Raw genomic sequence first — 18,347 nt, 5'->3', positions numbered from 1 at the left:
ATGAGCGAGCTGGTCATCATCGATGCCGGCGGCGCCAACCTCGGGTCGGTGCGCGCGGCGTTCGCCCGGCTTGGGATGGCGCCCGAGGTCAGCCGCGAACCGGCGCGCATCGCCGCGGCCTCGCGCCTGGTCCTGCCCGGCGTCGGCGCGGCCGGCCCGGTGATGGCGATCCTGCGCGAGACCGGCCTGGACGTTCTGCTGCGCGCGTCGCGCACGCCGCTGCTGGGCGTCTGCATCGGCATGCAGGTGCTGTTCGAGCGCAGCGAGGAGGGCGATGTCGCCGGCCTCGGCTTGCTTGCGGGAACGGTGCGGCGGTTGCCGGCCGGCCCCGGCGTGCGCCTGCCGCACATGGGCTGGAACGCGTTGCAACCGGTGGGCGATTCACCGTTGCTGGCCGGCATCGAGGCCGGCGCGCAGGCGTACTTCGTGCATTCCTACGGCGTCGCCGCCAGCGGCGACGCGATCGCCACCTGCACCCACGGGCAACCGTTCTGCGCGGCGGTCGCGCGCGGCCATGTCGCCGGCGCCCAATTCCATCCGGAACGTTCGGGCGAGGTCGGCGCGCGCTTCCTGCGCAATTTCCTGGCATGGACACCGGCGTGAGCATCCTCCCGATTCCCGCGATCGACGTGCGCGATGGCCGCGTGGTGCGGCTCGCGCAGGGCGATTACGCGCGCGAGACCCGCTACCCCGCCGATCCGCTGGCGCTGGCGCTGGCCTATGCCGATGCCGGTGCATCGGTGCTGCACCTGGTCGACCTCGACGCCGCGCGCGCTGGCGGCTACACGCTGGCCCCGCTGCTGCAGGCCCTGGCCGCGGACGGACGACTGGCCGTGCAGACCGGCGGTGGCGTGCGCGACGAGGCCGACGTGCAGCGCATCCTCGACGCGGGGGCGGCGCGGGTGGTGATCGGTTCGCTGGCGGTGCGCGAGCCGGCGCGGGTGGCGGGCTGGCTGCGACGCTTCGGCGTCGAGCGGATCGTGCTGGCGCTGGACGCGCGCCGCGCCGACGACGGCAGCTGGCGCTTGCCGGTGCATGGCTGGACCGAGACCGGCGACGGCACCCTGGAGGCCTTGCTGGCGGACTACGCGGATGCCGGTGCGCGCCACGTGCTGTGCACCGACATCGACCGCGACGGCATGCTCGCGGGACCGAACTTCGTGCTCTATGCGTCGCTGGCCGCGCGTTGGCCTGGCCTGGCCCTGCAGGCCTCGGGCGGCGTGCGCGAACTCGCCGATGTGCGCGCGGCGGCGGAGGCGGGATGCGCCGGCATCGTGCTCGGGCGCGCCTTGCTGGAAGGCCGGTTCACCGTCGCGGAAGCGCTGCGCGAGGCCGCGTCATGCTGAGCCGGCGGATCATTCCCTGCCTGGACGTGCGCGATGGCCGCGTGGTGAAGGGCGTGCGCTTCCGCGACCACGTGGACATGGGCGCGATCGAGGCGCTGGCGCTGGCCTATCGCGATGCCGGCGCCGACGAGCTGGTGTTCTACGACATCACCGCCAGCCCGGAAGGGCGCGGTGTCGACACCGGCTGGGTCACCCGCGTCTCCGACCTGCTGGACATCCCGTTCTGCGTGGCCGGCGGCATCGACAGCGTGGCCCGCGCCCGCGCCGTGCTGCATGCGGGCGCCGACAAGGTGTCGGTCAACACGCCGGCCCTGCAGCGCCCCGGTCTGGTGGACGAACTGGCCGCCGCGTTCGGCAGCCAGTGCGTGGTGGTCGGCATCGACTCGCTGCGCGACGACGACGGCGAATGGCGGGTGCGCAGCTTCACCGGCGACCCGGCGCGGACCCGCGCCGAATCGCGACGCACCCTTGACTGGGTGCGCGAGGTGCAGGACCGCGGCGCCGGCGAAGTGGTGCTCAACTGCATGGGCAGCGACGGCGTGCGCGCGGGCTACGACGTCGCCCAGTTGCAGGCGGTGCGCGCGGCATGCGCGGTGCCGCTGGTGGCGTCGGGCGGGGCGGGGGTACCGGCGCATTTCCTCGCCGCCTTCGCCGAGGCCGATGTCGACGCGGCGCTGGCCGCCAGCGTGTTCCATGCCGGCACGGTGGCGATCCCGGCCCTCAAGTCCTTCCTCCACGACCACGGCATCGAGGTGCGCCTTGGCTGACACGATTCCATTCGACCCGGCCACGCTGGCCTGGGACAAGCAGGACGGCCTGCTGCCGGCGATCGTGCAGGACGCCGACACCCTGCGCGTGCTGATGCTCGGCTACATGGACCACGACGCGTTGGCGGCGACGCTGGCGAGCGACCGGGTGACCTTCTTCAGCCGCAGCCGGCAACGCCTGTGGACCAAGGGCGAGTCCAGCGGGCATGGGCTCGCGCTGGTGGCGATCGAAGCCGACTGCGACGCCGACACGCTGCTGGTGCGTGCGCGCCCGGCCGGGCCAACCTGCCATACCGGGGCAGTGAGCTGCTTCCCGACGGCGCCGGCGGACAGCGTGGCCGCGCTCGATGGCGTGGTCGCCCGTCGCGTGGCCGATGCGCCCGAGGGCAGTTACACCCGGCGGCTGCTCGACGCGGGGATCGCGCGGATCGCGCAGAAGGTCGGCGAGGAAGGCGTCGAGACCGCGCTTGCGGCGGTGACCGCCGACGATGCGGCGCTCCGCGGCGAGGCCGCGGACCTGGTCTACCACCTGCTGGTGCTGTTGCGCGCGCGTGGCCTGGCCTGGGACGACGTGCGCGCCGAACTGGCGCGCCGCGCCGCCGGCTGACTCAGCGCGGCTTGCGGGTGTCGTGCCCGCGGGTGCCGGTCGGGCTGCCCATGCCGCCGACCAGGTTCTTCTGGAAGTCCTTCCACAATTCCATGTTGCGCTCGGTGAGCTGGTTCAGCATGGTCCACGGCGTCTGCCCGAGCATGCCGCCCATCTGCTGGCGGAACTGCTGCTGCTGCTCCAGGAACAGCTGCATCGAACGCTCGAGGTAGTTGCCCATGAAGCCCTGCAGCGAATCGCCGTAGAAGCGGATCAGCTGGCTCAGCAACTGGGTGGACAGCATCGGCTGCCCGTCCTGCTCGTGCTCGGCGATGATCTGCAGCAGCACCTGGCGGGTCAGGTCCTCGCCGGACTTGGCGTCGCGCACCTCGAAGGACTCGCCATCCACGATCAGCTGGCGCACGTCTTCGATGGTGATGTAGCTCGAGATCTCGGTGTCGTACAGGCGGCGGTTCGGGTACTTCTTGATGATCCGGATCGCAGTCATGGAGCAAACACTCTAGCGGCGCTGGCCGCAGCATGGCGCAGCGCAGCAAGAGTTGCAACCGGCGCAGCATGGCTGCAGCAAAACGGGCCGGCAAGCCGGCCCGATCGCTGGATGCCTGGTCCCTGGAGACAGGCGCGGATGGTGCGTGGAAGCAGGCGGTGGGGCGACGTTGGCGGAGCGGACTTCGCGAATCGCTACCAGCCCATGTGGTGGCCACCGTTGATGTCGAGGTTGGATCCGGTGATCCAGCCCGCCTGCTCGTCGGCGAGGAAGCCGACGCCGTAGGCGATCTCCTCCGGCGTGCCGAGGCGGCCGGTCGGGATGTCGGCGACGATCTTGGCGCGCACTTCCTCCGGCACCGCCATCACCATGTCGGTGGCGATGTAGCCCGGCGAGATGGTGTTGACGGTCACGCCGTTGCGCGCGTTCTCGCGCGCCAGCGAAATGGTGAAGCCGTGCATGCCGGCCTTCGCGGCGGCGTAGTTGGCCTGTCCGTACTGGCCCTTCAGGCCGTTGATCGAACTGATCTGGATGACCCGGCCCCACTTGCGCTCGCGCATGCCCTCGATGACCGGGCGGGTGACGTTGAAGCACGAGTTGAGGTTGGTGTTGATCACGTCGGTCCACTGGTCGGCCTTCATCTTGTGGAAGGTGCCGTCGCGGGTGATGCCGGCGTTGTTGACGAGGATGTCGATCGGGCCGAGCGCGGACTCGACCTCGCGCACCATCGCCTCCGCCTCCTGCGGCGAGGTGACGTCGCCCTTGGCGAGGAACACGTCGTAGCCGGCGTCCTTCATCTTCGCCTGCCACGCCCGGCCGCGCTCCTCGTTGCGGTAGTTGGTGGCGACCTTGTGGCCCATGTCGGCGAGGCGCTTGACGATGGCGGTGCCGATGCCGCCGGTACCGCCGGTGACGAGGGCGACTCTGGAAGACATGTGCTGCTCCTGGGCTGCGAAGGGATGCCCGGATTCTAGGCATCCCCGGCGACATTTGCGTTGTGCATCGCGGCGGATCGCGGGATCGCCCGGGTTGGCACGCGGTCCAGCTGGAACGCCGCGGTGGCCGCCGCGAGGAAGCCGGGCAGCGTGCGCCGGTCCGCGGCCGGCAACGGGGCCTGCCCGAGGCAGCGCCATAGGCCGTGCAGGGTCCCCGCCGGGTCGGTCGCGTCCACCGGCAATGCGGCGTCCGACTTCGACAGCTTCCGCCCGTCCTCGCCCAGCAGCAGCGGCAGGTGCGCATGCCGCGGGACCGGCAGCCCCAGCAGATGCTGCAGCAGGATCTGGCGCGGGGTCGAGTCCAGCAGGTCGGCGCCGCGGACCACGTCGGTGATGCCCTGCGCGGCGTCGTCCACCACCGCCGCCAGCTGGTAGGCCCAGAGGCCGTCCGCCCGCAGCAGCACGAAGTCGCCGACCTCCAGGTCCACCCGCTGGGAGACCCGTCCGTGCACCGCGTCGTCGAAGGCGATGTGGCAGCCGTCCGGGACCCGCAGGCGGATGGCCGGGTCCGGGCGCGGGGCGGTGGCGATGCAGCGCCGGTGGATGCCGCCGGTGGCGGCGAGGTCGGCCCGGCTGCAATGGCATTCGAAGGCATCGCCTTGCAACAGCAGGCGATCCAGTGCCGCCCGGTACAGCGCGCCACGCGCGTGCTGGTAGGCGATCGCCCCGTCCGGCAGCAGGCCGAAGGCCGCCAGCGTCGCCAGCTGCCCGGCCGCGGCGCCCGCCACTTCGCGCGGGGGGTCGATGTCCTCGATCCGGACCCGCCATTCGCCCCCGGCCTGGCGCGCCAGCAGCCAGCTCCCGAATGCCGCCAGCAGCGAGCCGGCGTGCAAGGGGCCGGTGGGGGAGGGCGCGAAGCGCCCGCGGTAGGGGGAGGTCGGCATCGGCGGCTTTCAGATTGAATTTACCAACGGGCAGCCACACTTCCGGGGAAAGCCGCGACCGGTTCCGCGGCGGGATGTACATCCATGTTCAAGCGACTGTTCCTGTTCCTGGCGACCAACCTGGCCGTCCTGGCCCTGGTCAGTATCGTCATGTCCCTGCTCGGCGTGAACCCGCGCAGCTTCGGCGGCCTGCTGGTGATGGCCGCGCTGTTCGGCTTCGGCGGCTCGATCGTGTCCCTGCTGATGTCGAAGTGGATCGCCAAGCGCACCACCGGCGCCCACGTCATCGAGCAGCCGCGCAACGAGGTCGAGCAGTGGCTGCACGCCACCGTCCGCCGGCAGGCCGAGGCCGCGGGCATCGGCATGCCGGAAGTGGCGATCTACGACGCGCCGGAGATCAATGCCTTCGCCACCGGCGCCAACCGCAACAATGCGCTGGTCGCGGTCTCCACCGGCCTGCTGCGTTCGATGGACCGCGACGAGGCCGAGGCCGTGCTCGCCCACGAGGTGAGCCACGTGGCGAATGGCGACATGGTCACGATGGCGCTGCTGCAGGGCGTGCTGAACACCTTCGTGATCGTGCTGTCGCGCCTGGTCGGGCGCGCGATCGACGGCTACCTGGGCAACCGCGACGGCTACGGCATCGGCTATTACCTCAGCGTGTTCGTGCTGGACATGGTGTTCGGCCTGTTCGCCTCGATGATCGCGATGTGGTTCTCCCGCCACCGCGAGTTCCGCGCCGACGCCGGCGGTGCCGCGCTGGCCGGCCGGCCGAAGATGATCGCCGCGCTCGAGCGCCTGTCGCGGACCTACGGCGAAAGCAGCCTGCCCAAGCAGGTGGCCGCGTTCGGGATCAGCGGCGGGGTCGGCCATGGCCTGCGCCGCCTGCTGATGAGCCATCCGCCGCTGGAAGAGCGGATCGCCGCGCTGCGCAACGCGCAGCCCGACGGTGGCCGCGTCCGCCAGGGCGTGGTCGCCTGATCCGGCCCGAGCCGCGAAGCACCAACGAGAAGCCCGCCATCCGGCGGGCTTTTTCTTGCCGGTGCACGCGTCGGCTCAGCTGAAGTCGTAGTTCATGTCCGGGCCGGCGGGTGCCAGGAAATCGCCCTGCACGTAATCGACCCCGGCGGAGAACAGCAAGGTCATGCTGGCGGCATCCTGGACGCGGTCGGCGATGGTCTGGATGCGGCGCTCCCCGGCCTCGCGGGCGATCTCGCGGACCTGTTGCTGCGACTGCGCACTCTTCGACAGGTCGTCCATGAATTGCGGATCGATCTTGAGCAGTGCCGGCTCGATGTGCGCGAGCAGCTGCAATGAGTTGAGGCCGGCACCGAAGCGCTCCAGCACGATGCGGACGCCCATCGCCGCCATCGAGGCGACGAAATCCTGCACCGCGCGCAGGTTGGTGAAGACCTTCGACTCCTGCACGCCCAGGACCAGGCACTCGCCGGCGACACCGGCTTCGGCCAGCAAGCCTTGCGCGAAGGCCGGCATCGCCGGGTCCAGGATGGCCTCCTGCGAGACCGACAACATCAGCCTCGTCCGCTTGCCCGCGCGTTGCCGCGCGGCCGCCAGCGCGATGGCATGCGCGATTGCCCAGCGGTCGATCCTGCCGAGCAGGCCATGCTCCTCGGCGATCGGCAGGTAGGTATCGGCTTCGACCGGCTCGCCGTCGCTGCCGTGCAGGCGCAGGAACATCTCGTACATCTCGCTGCCGTCGCCCTGCAGCGCGATCACGGGCTGGAAGTCGAGGCGGAAGGCATCCTCCTGGATGGCCTGCTCGATCCGCGCCACCCATGCCGCGATGCGCTCCAGTTCCGCGCGATCCACCGCGCCCGGGTCGTACAGCTCGGCGCGGTTGCCGCCGACCCCGACCGCGGCGACGATGCCCTGGCTCGCCTTGGCCAGCACCTGGCTGGTACTCGCGATCTTCTCGCCGATCTGCACGCCGCCGATGCTCACCGTCGCGTTGAGCGAATGGCTGCCAACGGCCAGCACGTGGGCGGCGAATGCCTCCCGGATCCGCTCCGCGAGCTGTGTGGTGGCCACGTGGTCGCTGTCGCGCTGGAGCAGCGCGAGCTGGCGTTCGCCGAAGCGGGCCGCGATCGCTTGCGGGGCGCTTGCCTGCAGGCGCTCGCCCATCGCGGCCATCAGCTGGTCGGCGGAATCCAGCCCGATCACGTCCAGCAACTGGCTCGCGTGGTCGGCCTCGATCAGCAACAGGGCATGGTTCGCGCCCTGCGCCGCGGCCTCCGCCACGGCCGCGTCGAGCGAGGCGACGAAGGTGGGCCGGTTGAGCAGGCCGGTGGCCGCATCGCGTTGCTTGAGGTCTTCCAGCTGGCGGGCGAGTTCCGGATCGTGCCCCGCGGCCTGGCGGCGGAAGATGACCTGCTGGCAGGGCTCGCCTTCGTATTGCGCCGCGGTGAACTCCATCACCGCGGGGAAATCGCGGCCCTCGATGTCGCGGGCGGTCAGTTCGTAGCGCGGCGGCGGCGCCTCGCCCTTCGAGAGGCGCTTGAGCAGCAGCTTGAAGTCGCCGACATGCGCCGGCGCCACCAGGTCGAGTAGCGACATGCCTTCGACATCCTCGAACGCTTCGTAGCCGAACATCTCGAGGTAGGCCTGGTTGGCGCGGATGTGCATGCCTTCGTGGATGTAGGCAATGGGCTCGCGCGAGGAATCGATCAGGCTGTCGCAGCGGCGTTCGGTCTCCCGCATCTGCGATTCGAGCTGCCGCTGCGAGCGCCGTGCGTCGAGGTCGGTCCACGCGTTGCGCACGGCCCGCAGCAATTGCTGCGGGCGCCCGCGCAGGGCCACCCCGTGCGCGCCGAGCGCCTGCACGTCATCGAGGATTTCGTCGGTGACCCCGTCGAGCACGGCCAGCAGGGGAACGTCGCGGCCGCTGCCGCCGACCACCATCGCCACCTCGTTGAACGGCAGCAGGCGGGAGGCGTGTTCCGCGAGCACGAGGTCGACCGGCTGCTGCGCCAGCATGGCGGCGAGTTCGTCCAGCGATTCGGGGCGCAGCGGGCGCACGGCGATGCCGGCATTGCGCAGGCTGCTGACGATGGCCTCTGCCTCGTTGACCTGGTCGTCGACCAGGGTCAGTCGAAGCGCGGTGTCCTTGCCGATGGCCATGCGATGCGGGTGTCCATGGTGCGGAGGGGGTGTGGTCAGGCTACATCATTCCGCGGGCGCGATGCGCCCGATCGCGGCCTGCAGCGGAGTCTTGCCGGGCTCGCCGGCGATCTCGCGGACCAGTCGTGGAACGAGGTAGCCCGGCAGGCGCGAAGCGAGCCCGGCGTGCAAGGCGAGGGCCTCGCCGTCGGGCACTTCGAAGTGGGCGGCGCCGGCCACGCGGTCAAGTTGGTGCAGGTAGTACGGCAGCACGCCCGCGGCGTGGCCGCGTTCGCACAGGTCGGCGAGCGCGTCCACGCTGTCGTTGACCCCGCGCAGCAGGACCGCCTGGTTCAGCAGGCTGGCGCCGGTGGCGCGCAGGGCGGCCATGGCGGCATCGACGGCGGGATCGAATTCATTGGCGTGGTTGGCATGGACCACGATGGTGACCGGCCAGGGCAGGCCGTGCAGCCAGGCGAGCAGGCCGGCATCCACGCGTTCGGGCAGCACGATGGGGAGCCGGGTGTGCAGGCGCAGGCGGCGGACGTGCGGGATGCCGCGCAGGGCCTCCGTGAGCTCGGCGAGCTTGTGGTCGGCCAGCGAGAGCGGGTCGCCGCCGGACAGGATCACCTCGTGCAGCGAGGGGTCGGCGGCGACCAGGGCCACCGCCTCCTGCCAGCCGGCTGCGGCGGCGCTGTCGTCCGCGTATGGATAGTGGCGGCGGAAGCAGTAGCGGCAATGCACCGCGCAACTGCCCGTGGCCACCAGCAGGGCGCGGCCACGGTATTTGTGGATCAGGCCACCGCCGCGCCGCGCCGCGCCGTCGCCGACCGCGTCCAGGCCAAATCCCGGCACGATGCGGTCCTCCTCCAGCACCGGCAGCACCTGCCGCAGCAGGGGGTCGGCGGGGTCGCCGTGGCGCATCCGCGCGATGAACCCGCGCGGTACCCGGAGCGGGAACTGCCGTGCCGCGGCCTCGGACAACCTGCCGGCCAGCGCCCCGAGCCCCAGCATCGCCAGCAGTTCGCGGGGGTCGCGCACGGCCTCGCGCCATGCCGCCTGCCACCGGCGAGGCGCGGGGTGCTGCAAGGGGGCGGGGGCTGCGGGTATCATGCGGGGCTTCGATCCAATGCCTGTTCCGGCTTGGCCCGCCACGGGCCGGGGCGGGGCGAACCTGAACCCGACATTCTATGCCGCCCGCGGGGGTGGCCCCAAGGAGCACCCATGGCCACCCTCGGCATGAACGACGTGAAGAACGGGATGAAGATCCTGGTCAACAACGAACCTTCGATCATCACCGAAACCGATTACGTCAAGCCGGGCAAGGGCCAGGCCTTCACCCGCGTGCGCTATCGCCAGATCCGCACCGGCCGCGTGCAGGAAATCACCATGAAGTCGACCGACTCGGTGGAAGCGGCGGACGTGGTCGATACCGACATGCAGTACCTGTACACCGACGGCGAGTACTGGCATTTCATGAACCAGGAAAGCTTCGAGCAGGTCCAGGCCGACAAGGCCGGCGTTGGCGATGCCGCCAAGTGGATCAAGGGCGAGGAGGAGTGCGTCGTCACGCTGTTCAACGGCAACCCGATCCAGGTCACCCCGCCCAATTTCGTCGAGCTGAAGATCGTCGAGACCGACCCCGGCGTGAAGGGCGACACCGCCGGCACCGGCGGCAAGCCGGCGACGCTGGAGACCGGCGCGGTGGTGCGCGTGCCGCTGTTCGTCGGCCAAGACGAAGTCATCAAGGTCGACACCCGCAGCGGCGAATACGTCTCGCGCGTGAAGTAAGCGATGACCGACCTCGCCCCGCAGGCCTGCGATCTCATCATCGAAGCCGGCTGGGTGGTGCCGGTCGTCCCGCACGGCGTGGTCCTCGCTGACCACGCCGTCGCCGTCTCCGGCGGCGCGATCGTCGCGGTGCTGCCGACCGCAGAGGCGCGCGCGCGCTACCAGGCGCGGCAGGTCGTGTCGCGACCGGATGCCGCGTTGGTCCCAGGGCTGGTCAACGCGCATACCCACAATCCCATGAGCCTGTTGCGCGGCGTCGCCGACGACCTGCCGCTCAAGGTGTGGCTGCAACAGCACATCTGGCCGATCGAGGCCGCGGTGATCGGCCCCGGGTTCGTCGCCGACGGCGTCTCGCTGGCGATCGCCGAGATGCTGCGCGGCGGCACCACCTGCTGCAACGAGAACTACTTCTTCCCCGATGTGCAGGCCGCGACCTACCGGCAGCACGGGTTCCGCGCCCGGGTCGGGCTGCCGGTGATCGACTTCCCGACCGCGTGGGCGGCCTCCGACGACGAGTATTTCGACCGCGCCGGCGAGGTCCACGACCAGTGGCGCGACGATCCGCTGGTCGCCACCGCGTTCGCCCCGCATGCGCCGTACACGGTCAGCGACGCCAACTTCGAGCGCGTGCGCCTGCTCTCCGACCAGCTCGACATCCCGGTCCACCTGCACCTGCACGAGACCGCGCAGGAAGTGCAGCAGTCGGTCGAACAGCACGGGCAGCGCCCGATCGCCCGGATCGACCGCCTCGGCCTGTTCAACGACCGCCTGATCGCGGTGCACATGACCCAGCTCACCGAGGCCGAGATCCACCTGTGCGCCGAACGCGGGGTCAGCGTGGTGCATTGCCCGGAATCGAACCTCAAGCTCGCCTCCGGATTCTGCCCGGCGTGCGCGCTCGACCGGGCCGGCGTGAACCTCGCCATCGGCACCGATGGCTGTGCGTCCAACAACGACCTCGACATGGTTGGCGAGACGCGCACGGCCGCGCTGCTGGCCAAGGCGGTGGCGCAGGACGCCGCCGCGCTGGATGCCTTCACCGCGCTCCGCGCGGCCACCCTCGGCGGCGCCAGGGCGATCGGCTTCGACCACCTGGTCGGCAGCCTGGAACCGGGCAAGCAGGCCGACATCGCCTGCATCGACCTGGCCGCGCTGGAGACCCAGCCGTTGCACCACGTGGTTTCCCAGCTGGTGTATGCGGCCGGCCGCCACCAGGTGCGGGACGTGTGGATCGCCGGCGTGCGCAAGCTGGCCGATTACCGCCTGGCCGACATGGATGCCGACGCGCTGGTCGCCAAGGCACGCGAATGGCGCGCGCGCATCGCGCAGGTGCGCAGCGCATGAACACCGAATCGGGCAATTTCTCGCAGGCCGAGCTCGACAAGTTCGATGACTTGGCGCAACGGTGGTGGGACCCAAGCGGCCCGCAAAAGGCCCTGCATGCGCTGAATCCACCACGCCTGGCCTATGTCGCGGAACGCACCCCGCTGCGCGACGCGGCGGTGCTGGACGTCGGCTGCGGCGGCGGCCTGCTGAGCGAGGCCCTTGCGCGTGCCGGTGCGCGGGTCACCGGCATCGACCTCGCGCCGAACCTGCTGAAGGTCGCGCGGCTGCACGGCCTGGAACTTGCCCAGCAACAGCCTGGCATCAAGGTCGATTACCGCGAGATCGCGGTCGAACGCCTGGCCGAGGAGATGCCGGCGTGCTTCGACGCCATCACCTGCATGGAAATGCTGGAGCATGTACCCGACCCCGGCGCGATCGTGCGCGCCTGCGCCACCCTGCTGAAGCCGGGCGGCCGCCTGTTCCTGTCGACCCTGAACCGCACCCCGGCCGCGTTCGCGCTGGCCATCGTCGGTGCCGAATACGTCGCCCGCCTGCTGCCGCGCGGCACCCACCAGTACCGCGACTTCATCAAGCCGTCGGAGCTCGCGGGCTGGCTGCGCGAGGCCGGCCTGGTGCTCGAGGACGTCAGCGGCCTGGCCTACGAGCCCTGGCGCAATGCCGCGCGGCTGGTCGCACGCACCGACGTGAACTACCTGGCCTGCGCGCGCAAGCCGGCATGAGCGCCCTCCGTTTCCCCGCCCTGGTCCTGTTCGACCTCGACGGGACCCTGCTCGACAGCGCACCCGACATGGCCGCGACGGTCAACCGCATGCGCGCCACCCGCGGGCGGCCGCCGATGCCGCTGGAGGCGTTGCGCCCGCATGTGTCCAAGGGCTCGCGGGCGATGAGCGCGGCGGCGTTCCCGGAGCTGGGCGGCGAAGTGCCGGGCGAGATGATCCGCGAGTTCCTCGATGTCTACGAACAGGAACTCGGTCGCCACGGCGCGCCGTTCGCCGGCGTGGCCGAACTGCTGGCGGCGATCGAGGCGGCGGGGAGCCGCTGGGGCATCGTCACCAACAAGCCCGAATACCTGGCGCGGCAGGTCCTGCCCAAGCTGGGTTGGGACAGCCGCAGCGCGGTCCTGGTCGGCGGCGACAGCCTGCCGGAACGCAAGCCCCACCCGCTGCCGTTGCTGCATGCGGCGGAAGCCGTGGGCGTTGGCATCGCCGATTGCGCCTACGTCGGCGACGACGAGCGCGACATCGTGGCCGCGCGTGCCGCCGGCATGCACTCCGTCGTCGCGCTGTGGGGCTATCGCCTGCCGGGCGACGACCCGCTGGCCTGGGGCGCCGATGCGCAGGCGGCGACCGCGCGCGACCTGCTTGACGCGGCACCGTGGCGGGGCGCGCCATGAGCGACCACGATGCGTTGCAGGGCTTCCTCGACAAGTGGCGCGCGCGTTGGCCCGAGTGGCGGGTGGCCGAGGCATTCGTGCCGATGCCGGAACGTGAGCGCGCGGCGGCGTGGTTGTCGCTGCGCGACGAACTGGGCCAGGCTGCATGGGGCGGGGAGGATCCGCGCCCCGGCGACGCCAAGCTGGCCTGGTGGGCGGAAGAGCTGGATGGCTGGGCGCGCGGTCGGCGTCGCCATCCGCTGGGCGTGCTGCTGCAGAAGGTCGCGGCTCCCTGGGACACGCTGGCGGCCTGCCTGCCTGCGCTGCGTGCGAGCCGCGAACGCCCCGCGGGCCTGGACGCCGCCCTGTTCATGCTGGAGCCGTATGCCGAAGCCCTGGCGGGCGTATCCCAGCACCTGTTCGAAAGCCAGGCCCCGGCACCGGCGCGCAACGTGGTGGTCTCGCTCCTGGCGGAGCGGCTGCTCCTGAACGCATCCGGGGTAACCCCGCTGGGCGACCTCGATGTGCGGGGCTGGGCACGCGGCCTGCTGGACCAGTGGCCCCCGCCTGGCGATGGCACCCGGCCCGGCCGGGTGCATGCGGCGATCGTGCGCGGGCGCCTGTCGCGCTTCGCCGACGGCAAGTCGCCGCCGATGCCCGCGATCTCGGTGGCGCTGGCGGCCTGGCGCGCCGCGCGCGCCTGAGACGCAATGTTGCGCGGGCGCTCACGCCGGCGCCGGTAGAATCGCGGCATGGAATCGCGTACGCCCCAACACCCGCAGCCCTTGCCCGACGTCGCCCACGAGGCGGCGGCGCTGGCGCGCCCGCTGGACTGGGTCGGCATGGAGGCGCTGGCCTTGCCGATCCGGTTGGCCGGCGGCGACGCAAGCCCGTTGCTGGTCACGGCCGAGGTCGATGTCGCGGTGGACCTGCGCGATGCCGGCGCCCGCGGCATCCACATGTCGCGCCTGTACCTGCTGCTGCAGGACCAGCTGGCCAACGAACCGCTGACCGCCCCCGGGCTGCGCCGGCTGCTGGATGCCTGCATCGCGTCGCAGCAGGGCCTGGCGACCCGCGCGCGCCTGCGCCTGCGCTACGAACACCTGCTGCTGCGGCCGGCGCTGGTGAGCGCGCATGCGGGCTGGAAGCGTTACCCGGTCGAGGTCGAAGCCGAGCTGCGCGACGGCCACCTGTCGCTGTGGCTGGGGCTCGCGGTGGACTATTCGAGCACCTGCCCCGCCTCGGCGGCGCTGTCGCGGCAGGCCAACGCCGCGCGCTTCGAATCCGATTTTGCCGGCGCCAGGCCGCTGTCGAACGCGTTGGTGCGCGACTGGCTGGCGTCGCCGCGCGGACTGGCGGCGACCCCGCATGCGCAGCGCAGCCGCGCGCGGGTGCGCGTGGAGTTGCGCCCCGCGTTCGCCGAGCTCCCGCTGGCGGCGCTGGTGGACGCGGTCGAGGCGTCGTTGGGCACGCCGGTGCAGACCGCGGTGAAGCGCGAGGACGAGCAGGCCTTCGCCGAGGCCAACGCCGCGAACCTGATGTTCTGCGAGGACGCTGCGCGCCGGGTGGCATCGGTGCTCGCCGCCGATGCGCGGGTGGCGGCGTGGGACGTGCACGTGGCCCACTTCGAGAGCCTGCATCCGCATGATGCGGTGGCCTCGGTGAGTGGGCGCAATTCCTGAGATCGCTCCCTCCCTTGCGTAGCAGGGGAGGGCTGGGGTGGGGTGCTTTTGGTAGGGATGCCTGATAAGAGCACCCCCTCCCAACCTCCCCCTGCGCTTCGCGCAAGGGGAGGAGACAGGGCCTACTTGGCCTACTTGCGCCCAACCACCAGCAACTGGTCGATGTGGGCATGGGACCGCGCCGCGCAGTGATGCGCATCACCAGATTCTGCAGCGCGCCGCCGCGCGGGACGCGGGACGTGCTGCGGGCGGCTATTTCGCGCGCTCAAGCACCAGCAAGGGGTCGATCCGCACGTCGAACCAGTTCATGCCCCAGTGCAGGTGCGGGCCGGTGGCGCGCCCGGTCGCGCCGACCGCGCCGATCACATCGCCTTGGCGCACCACGTCGCCGGGGCGCACGTCGATCCGCGACAGGTGCAGGAAGTTGCTGCTGATCCCGTGGCCGTGGTCGAGCACCAGCGTCCCGCCGGTGAGGTAGAGGCCGGCATCGGCGAAGCTGACCACGCCATCGGCGGGCGCCTTGACTGGAGTGCCGGCAGGGGCGGCGATGTCCATGCCCGAATGCGGCGATTTCGGCGTGCCGTTGTACACGCGCTGGTTGCCGAAGCGGCCGCTGATGCGGCCCTGCAGCGGCCACGCGAACACCTGCGAACCCGGTGCGCGCATCGTCGCGCTCGCGTGCGGCGGACACCCGGGCCTGTTCACGCTCTATGCGCTCGGCGATCGCCTTCGGCGGGTCGACGGTGGCCGGCGGCACGCCGTCGATCCGCTCGACCGGCCAGTCGCGTGGGGTGATCGCGATGCGGTGCTCGACCCAACCGGTTGCCGGCTGCTTGATCCGCAGCACCGCCTCGCCAGTCGCGTCGCGTCCGATACCGAACACGAAGCTGCCATAGGGCGTGACCCGCAGCGTGCGCCCGGCGTATTCCACGACTGCCGCGGGGTGTGTGTTGCCGATCACCATGGCGCCCTGCGAGGCGCTGGCGGGCAGGCGCGTGGCGCGCGCCGGAATCGCGCCGCCGCCGCCGATCGCGGATTCGCCCGATGGCGCCGTCTGCGCGGGCACGACGCCGGCGAAGGCCAACAGCAACAGCGAGAGGATCGCGGCGCGCGCCATCAACGGTCGAACTGCAGGCGCTGGCCCATAGGCGCGCCGACCAGCGCCGTGCCGTCCCAGGCCAGGGCGCCGTTCACCCAAGTCGCGGCGATCCGCGAGCGGAAGGTCGTGCCCTCGAACGGCGACCAGCCGCACTTGCTGAGCACGTCCTCGCGGCGCACGGTGTAGGGCGTGTCGTCGACCAGCACCAGGTCGGCGGCGTAGCCCTCGCGCAGGAACCCGCGGTCGGCGACGTCGAACAGCTGCGCCGGGGCATGCGCGAATTTCTGCACCACCTGCGCGGTGCTCAGCCGGCCTTCGTGGACGAGTTCCAGCGCCGCGTTCAGGGCGAACTGCACCAAGGGCAGGCCGCTCGGCGCGGCGGCGTAGGGTTTGGCCTTCTCCTCCAGCGTGTGCGGCGCATGGTCGGTCGCCAGCACGTCGAGCACGTCGTCGGCCAGGGCCTGGATGATCGCCTCGCGGTCGTGCGCGTCCTTGATCGCCGGATTGCACTTGATCAGGTTGCCCAGCCGCGCGTAGTCCTCGCGCGCGAAGCGGGTGAAGTGCACGCAGGTTTCGGCGGTGATCCGCTTGCGGCTGCCGTCGGCGCGCACCAGCGGCCCGCGTTCGAACAGCGCCAGCTCGTCGGCGGTGCTGATGTGCAGCACGTGCAGGCGGCTGTCGTGGCGGCGTGCCAGCTCGAGCGCGAGGCGGGTGGACTTGATGCAGGCCTCGCGCGAGCGGATGTCGGGGTGGCAGGCCACCGGGATGTCCTCGCCGTAGCGCGCCTGGTACTCGGCGAACGCCGCATCGATCATCGGCGTGTCTTCGCAATGGGTGATGATCGGCGTCGGCGCTTCGCGGAACACCGCGTCCAGGATGACCGGGTCGTCGACCAGCATGTTGCCGGTGGAGGCGCCCATGAACACCTTGAGGCCCGGGGTCGCCCGCGGGTCGATCGCGCGGATCGCGTCCAGGTTGTCGTTGCTGGTGCCCATGTAGAAGGCGTAGTTCGCGCGGGCGCGTCCCGCGGCGCGGCGGTACTTGTCCTCCAGCGCCGCGGCGTCGAGCGTCGGCGGCTTGGTGTTGGGCATGTCCATGAAGCTGGTCAGGCCGCCGGCGACCGCGGCGGCGGATTCGCTGGCGAGGTCGGCCTTGTATTCCATGCCCGGTTCGCGGAAGTGCACCTGGTCGTCGATCATCCCGGGCAGCAGGCGGCGCCCGGCGGCATCGACGACGGTCTCGCCCTCGCGCGCGGACAACCCGCCGCCGACCTGGTCGATGCGGCCGTCGACGAAGCGCAGGTCGCCGTCGAACTCGCGGCCTTCGTTGACGAGGCGGGCATTGACGATGAGCGTGGAGGCCATGGCGTTTCCTATTCAGGGGGGACGGGGTCGTGCCCGCCGGGGTGCAGGGGATGGCAGCGGCCGATGCGCCGGGCCGCCAGCCAGCCGCCTTTCAGCGCGCCGAAGCGGCCGATCGACTCCATCGCGTATTCCGAACAACTGGGGACGAACCGGCAGCGGGTCCCCAGCAGGGGGCTGATCCAGCGCTTGTAGCCGCGCAGCAGCGCGATGAGGAGTTGGTCGATCACGTGGCCTGCCAACGGCCGCGCAGGGGGTGGGCGCGGTTGCCGCTGTCTCCCCGGCAGGGTATAACAGCGCGCTTTCCCGTCTCAAGGGAACACCGAGGAACACCCGCACGTGGCAGCGAAGAAACCCGCGAAGAAGGCCGCCAAGCCGGCCAGCAAGCCCGCCGCCAAGGCGCCCGTGAAGAAGTCGGCAGCGAAGAAGGCCGCGCCCGCCAAGAAGGCGGCGCCAGCGAAGAAACCGGTGGCGAAGCCGGCGGCAGCGGCGAAGAAGCCGGTCGCCAAGAAGGCGGCGCCGGCCAAGAAGGCTGCGCCGGCCAAGAAGCCGGTCGCCAAGCAGGCGGTACCTGCGAAGAAGCCTGCGCCCGCGAAGAAGGCCCCCGCGCCCGTCGCGAAGAAGCCCGTGCCCGTGAAGGCGGCGCAGGCCTCCAAGCCTGTACCGGCCAAGGCATCCGCGCCCGCCAAGGCGCCTGCACCGGCCAAGGCAGCGGCGTCGAAGCCCGCGCCTGCAGCGCCCGCCAAGCCTGCGACGTCGAAGCCTGCGCCCGCCAAGGCGACCAAGCCGGCGCCGATCGATCCCAAGCCCACTGCGCAGGGCGTGAAGACTGCGCTGGCCGGCAATCCGGCCTCGCCGGTCACCGCGCCGCGCAAGCCGGGCAAGGTGGCGGTGGCGGTCGTCTCCAAGCCCGCGTCGCCGACGCCGAAGGGCAAGATGAAGGTGGTCGCGTACCGCACCGACGAGGCCACCGGCCGTCCGATCGTGCCGGCGGGCTACAAGCCCGCGGCCGACGAGGAGTACATGAGCGCGCTGCAGCTTGAGTACTTCCGCCAGCGCCTGCTGCAGTGGCGCGCGGACCTGGTGGAGGAATCCAAGCAGACCATCGAGAACCTCAAGGAAGAAGTCCGGGACGTCGGCGACGAAGCCGAGCGCGCGACCCGCGAGACCGAGAACTCGCTGGAACTGCGCACCCGCGACCGCTACCGCAAGCTGATCGGCAAGATCGACAGCACGCTGAAGCGCCTCGACAACGGCGACTACGGCTATTGCGTCGACACCGGCGAGGAGATCGGCCTGGACCGCCTGGAGGCCCGCCTCACCGCCGAGCGCACGATCGACGCGCAGGAGCGCTGGGAGCACCTGCAGAAGCAGATGGGCGACTGAGCAGTCCGATCCGCGATGCAATGGAACGGCGCCTTCGGGCGCCGTTTTCGTTGGCGCCGGATCCGCGTTCGCGTTCGTCAAGCCCGTGCTAACGGAAGCTGCACGC

At 71.2% G+C, this 18,347-nt stretch carries 19 protein-coding genes and 1 pseudogene; 12 read left to right on the top strand and 8 right to left on the bottom strand.

The window, feature by feature from the left end; all coding sequences use genetic code 11:
* The 4 genes from hisH to hisIE are packed head-to-tail and all read left to right on the top strand — an operon-like array spanning position 1 to position 2,720.
* Positions 1-603: an imidazole glycerol phosphate synthase subunit HisH gene (gene hisH, locus ON759_RS12255; RefSeq protein WP_271680678.1), complete on the top strand. Its 603-nt coding sequence runs from the start codon at positions 1-3 to the stop codon at positions 601-603.
* Positions 600-1,346: a 1-(5-phosphoribosyl)-5-[(5-phosphoribosylamino)methylideneamino]imidazole-4-carboxamide isomerase gene (gene hisA / locus ON759_RS12250; RefSeq protein ID WP_271680677.1), complete on the top strand. Its 747-nt coding sequence runs from the start codon at positions 600-602 to the stop codon at positions 1,344-1,346. The genes hisH and hisA overlap by 4 nt, the downstream gene beginning before the upstream one ends.
* Positions 1,340-2,113, top strand: coding sequence for an imidazole glycerol phosphate synthase subunit HisF (hisF, locus tag ON759_RS12245; protein WP_271680676.1), 774 nt, complete (start codon positions 1,340-1,342; stop codon positions 2,111-2,113). Before hisA ends, hisF begins: the two co-directional genes overlap by 7 nt.
* Positions 2,106-2,720, top strand: a complete 615-nt coding sequence (hisIE, locus tag ON759_RS12240; RefSeq protein WP_271680675.1) for a bifunctional phosphoribosyl-AMP cyclohydrolase/phosphoribosyl-ATP diphosphatase HisIE — start codon at positions 2,106-2,108, stop codon at positions 2,718-2,720. Before hisF ends, hisIE begins: the two co-directional genes overlap by 8 nt.
* Position 2,721: 1 nt before the next feature.
* Here the strand turns inward: hisIE and phaR are convergent, their stop codons facing one another.
* The 3 genes from phaR to gluQRS all read right to left on the bottom strand — a co-directional run bounded on the left by phaR (position 2,722) and on the right by gluQRS (position 5,086).
* Entirely contained in the window at positions 2,722-3,207 is a 486-nt protein-coding gene (gene phaR, locus ON759_RS12235; protein ID WP_271680674.1) for a polyhydroxyalkanoate synthesis repressor PhaR, read from the bottom strand.
* 194 nt (positions 3,208-3,401) lie between these two features.
* The gene (gene phbB, locus ON759_RS12230; protein ID WP_271680673.1) at positions 3,402-4,142 is read right to left on the bottom strand and encodes an acetoacetyl-CoA reductase; all 741 of its coding nucleotides are present in this window, start codon (positions 4,140-4,142) and stop codon (positions 3,402-3,404) included.
* A 35-nt stretch (positions 4,143-4,177) separates the two neighbouring features.
* Positions 4,178-5,086: a tRNA glutamyl-Q(34) synthetase GluQRS gene (gene gluQRS, locus ON759_RS12225; protein ID WP_271680672.1), complete on the bottom strand. Its 909-nt coding sequence runs from the start codon at positions 5,084-5,086 to the stop codon at positions 4,178-4,180.
* 84 nt (positions 5,087-5,170) lie between these two features.
* Here gluQRS and htpX point away from each other — a divergent pair, with 84 nt between their 5' ends.
* Positions 5,171-6,067 carry a protease HtpX gene (gene htpX, locus ON759_RS12220; RefSeq protein ID WP_271680671.1) on the top strand — a complete coding sequence of 299 codons (897 nt, stop codon included), beginning with the start codon at positions 5,171-5,173 and terminating at the stop codon, positions 6,065-6,067.
* Positions 6,068-6,142: 75 nt separating this feature from the next.
* Here the strand turns inward: htpX and ON759_RS12215 are convergent, their stop codons facing one another.
* Together ON759_RS12215 and epmB are read right to left on the bottom strand one after the other, a co-directional pair.
* Positions 6,143-8,224 (bottom strand): EAL domain-containing protein, encoded by a 2,082-nt coding sequence (locus ON759_RS12215; protein WP_271680670.1) that lies wholly within the window; start codon positions 8,222-8,224, stop codon positions 6,143-6,145.
* 45 nt (positions 8,225-8,269) lie between these two features.
* A complete protein-coding gene (gene epmB, locus ON759_RS12210) occupies positions 8,270-9,316 on the bottom strand; it encodes an EF-P beta-lysylation protein EpmB (protein WP_271680669.1) in 1,047 nt (348 codons plus the stop codon).
* A gap of 111 nt (positions 9,317-9,427) precedes the next feature.
* On the opposite strand from epmB, the gene efp reads away from it, so the two are divergent.
* From efp to folE2, 6 genes are read left to right on the top strand one after another with little or no spacing between them, the layout of a single operon-like run.
* Positions 9,428-9,994 (top strand): elongation factor P, encoded by a 567-nt coding sequence (gene efp / locus ON759_RS12205; RefSeq protein WP_271680668.1) that lies wholly within the window; start codon positions 9,428-9,430, stop codon positions 9,992-9,994.
* A 3-nt stretch (positions 9,995-9,997) separates the two neighbouring features.
* Positions 9,998-11,338 carry a TRZ/ATZ family hydrolase gene (locus ON759_RS12200; RefSeq protein ID WP_271680667.1) on the top strand — a complete coding sequence of 447 codons (1,341 nt, stop codon included), beginning with the start codon at positions 9,998-10,000 and terminating at the stop codon, positions 11,336-11,338.
* The gene (gene ubiG / locus ON759_RS12195) at positions 11,335-12,060 is read left to right on the top strand and encodes a bifunctional 2-polyprenyl-6-hydroxyphenol methylase/3-demethylubiquinol 3-O-methyltransferase UbiG (RefSeq protein ID WP_271680666.1); all 726 of its coding nucleotides are present in this window, start codon (positions 11,335-11,337) and stop codon (positions 12,058-12,060) included. The genes ON759_RS12200 and ubiG overlap by 4 nt, the downstream gene beginning before the upstream one ends.
* Positions 12,057-12,734 carry a phosphoglycolate phosphatase gene (gene gph / locus ON759_RS12190; protein ID WP_271680665.1) on the top strand — a complete coding sequence of 226 codons (678 nt, stop codon included), beginning with the start codon at positions 12,057-12,059 and terminating at the stop codon, positions 12,732-12,734. The genes ubiG and gph overlap by 4 nt, the downstream gene beginning before the upstream one ends.
* Entirely contained in the window at positions 12,731-13,417 is a 687-nt protein-coding gene (locus tag ON759_RS12185) for a phytoene/squalene synthase family protein (protein WP_271680664.1), read from the top strand. Before gph ends, ON759_RS12185 begins: the two co-directional genes overlap by 4 nt.
* 48 nt (positions 13,418-13,465) lie before the next feature.
* A complete protein-coding gene (folE2, locus tag ON759_RS12180; RefSeq protein WP_271680663.1) occupies positions 13,466-14,395 on the top strand; it encodes a GTP cyclohydrolase FolE2 in 930 nt (309 codons plus the stop codon).
* A 252-nt stretch (positions 14,396-14,647) separates the two neighbouring features.
* Here folE2 and ON759_RS12175 read toward each other — a convergent pair.
* From ON759_RS12175 to yidD, 3 genes and pseudogenes are all read right to left on the bottom strand, one after another.
* Positions 14,648-15,512: pseudogene (locus tag ON759_RS12175) on the bottom strand (M23 family metallopeptidase).
* Entirely contained in the window at positions 15,512-16,858 is a 1,347-nt protein-coding gene (locus tag ON759_RS12170; RefSeq protein WP_271680662.1) for a dihydroorotase, read from the bottom strand. Before ON759_RS12170 ends, ON759_RS12175 begins: the two are co-directional and overlap by 1 nt.
* A gap of 8 nt (positions 16,859-16,866) precedes the next feature.
* The gene (gene yidD / locus ON759_RS12165) at positions 16,867-17,097 is read right to left on the bottom strand and encodes a membrane protein insertion efficiency factor YidD (RefSeq protein WP_271680661.1); all 231 of its coding nucleotides are present in this window, start codon (positions 17,095-17,097) and stop codon (positions 16,867-16,869) included.
* Positions 17,098-17,194: 97 nt separating this feature from the next.
* On the opposite strand from yidD, the gene dksA reads away from it, so the two are divergent.
* The gene (gene dksA / locus ON759_RS12160; protein WP_271680660.1) at positions 17,195-18,241 is read left to right on the top strand and encodes an RNA polymerase-binding protein DksA; all 1,047 of its coding nucleotides are present in this window, start codon (positions 17,195-17,197) and stop codon (positions 18,239-18,241) included.
* Positions 18,242-18,347: the final 106 nt, after the last annotated feature.

The sequence above is a fragment of the Thermomonas mangrovi genome, from assembly GCF_028201335.1.
Lineage (GTDB): Bacteria > Pseudomonadota > Gammaproteobacteria > Xanthomonadales > Xanthomonadaceae > Thermomonas > Thermomonas mangrovi.
The sequence above is the reverse complement of the archived record's forward strand: the minus strand, read 5'-3'. Positions and strand labels throughout refer to the sequence as shown.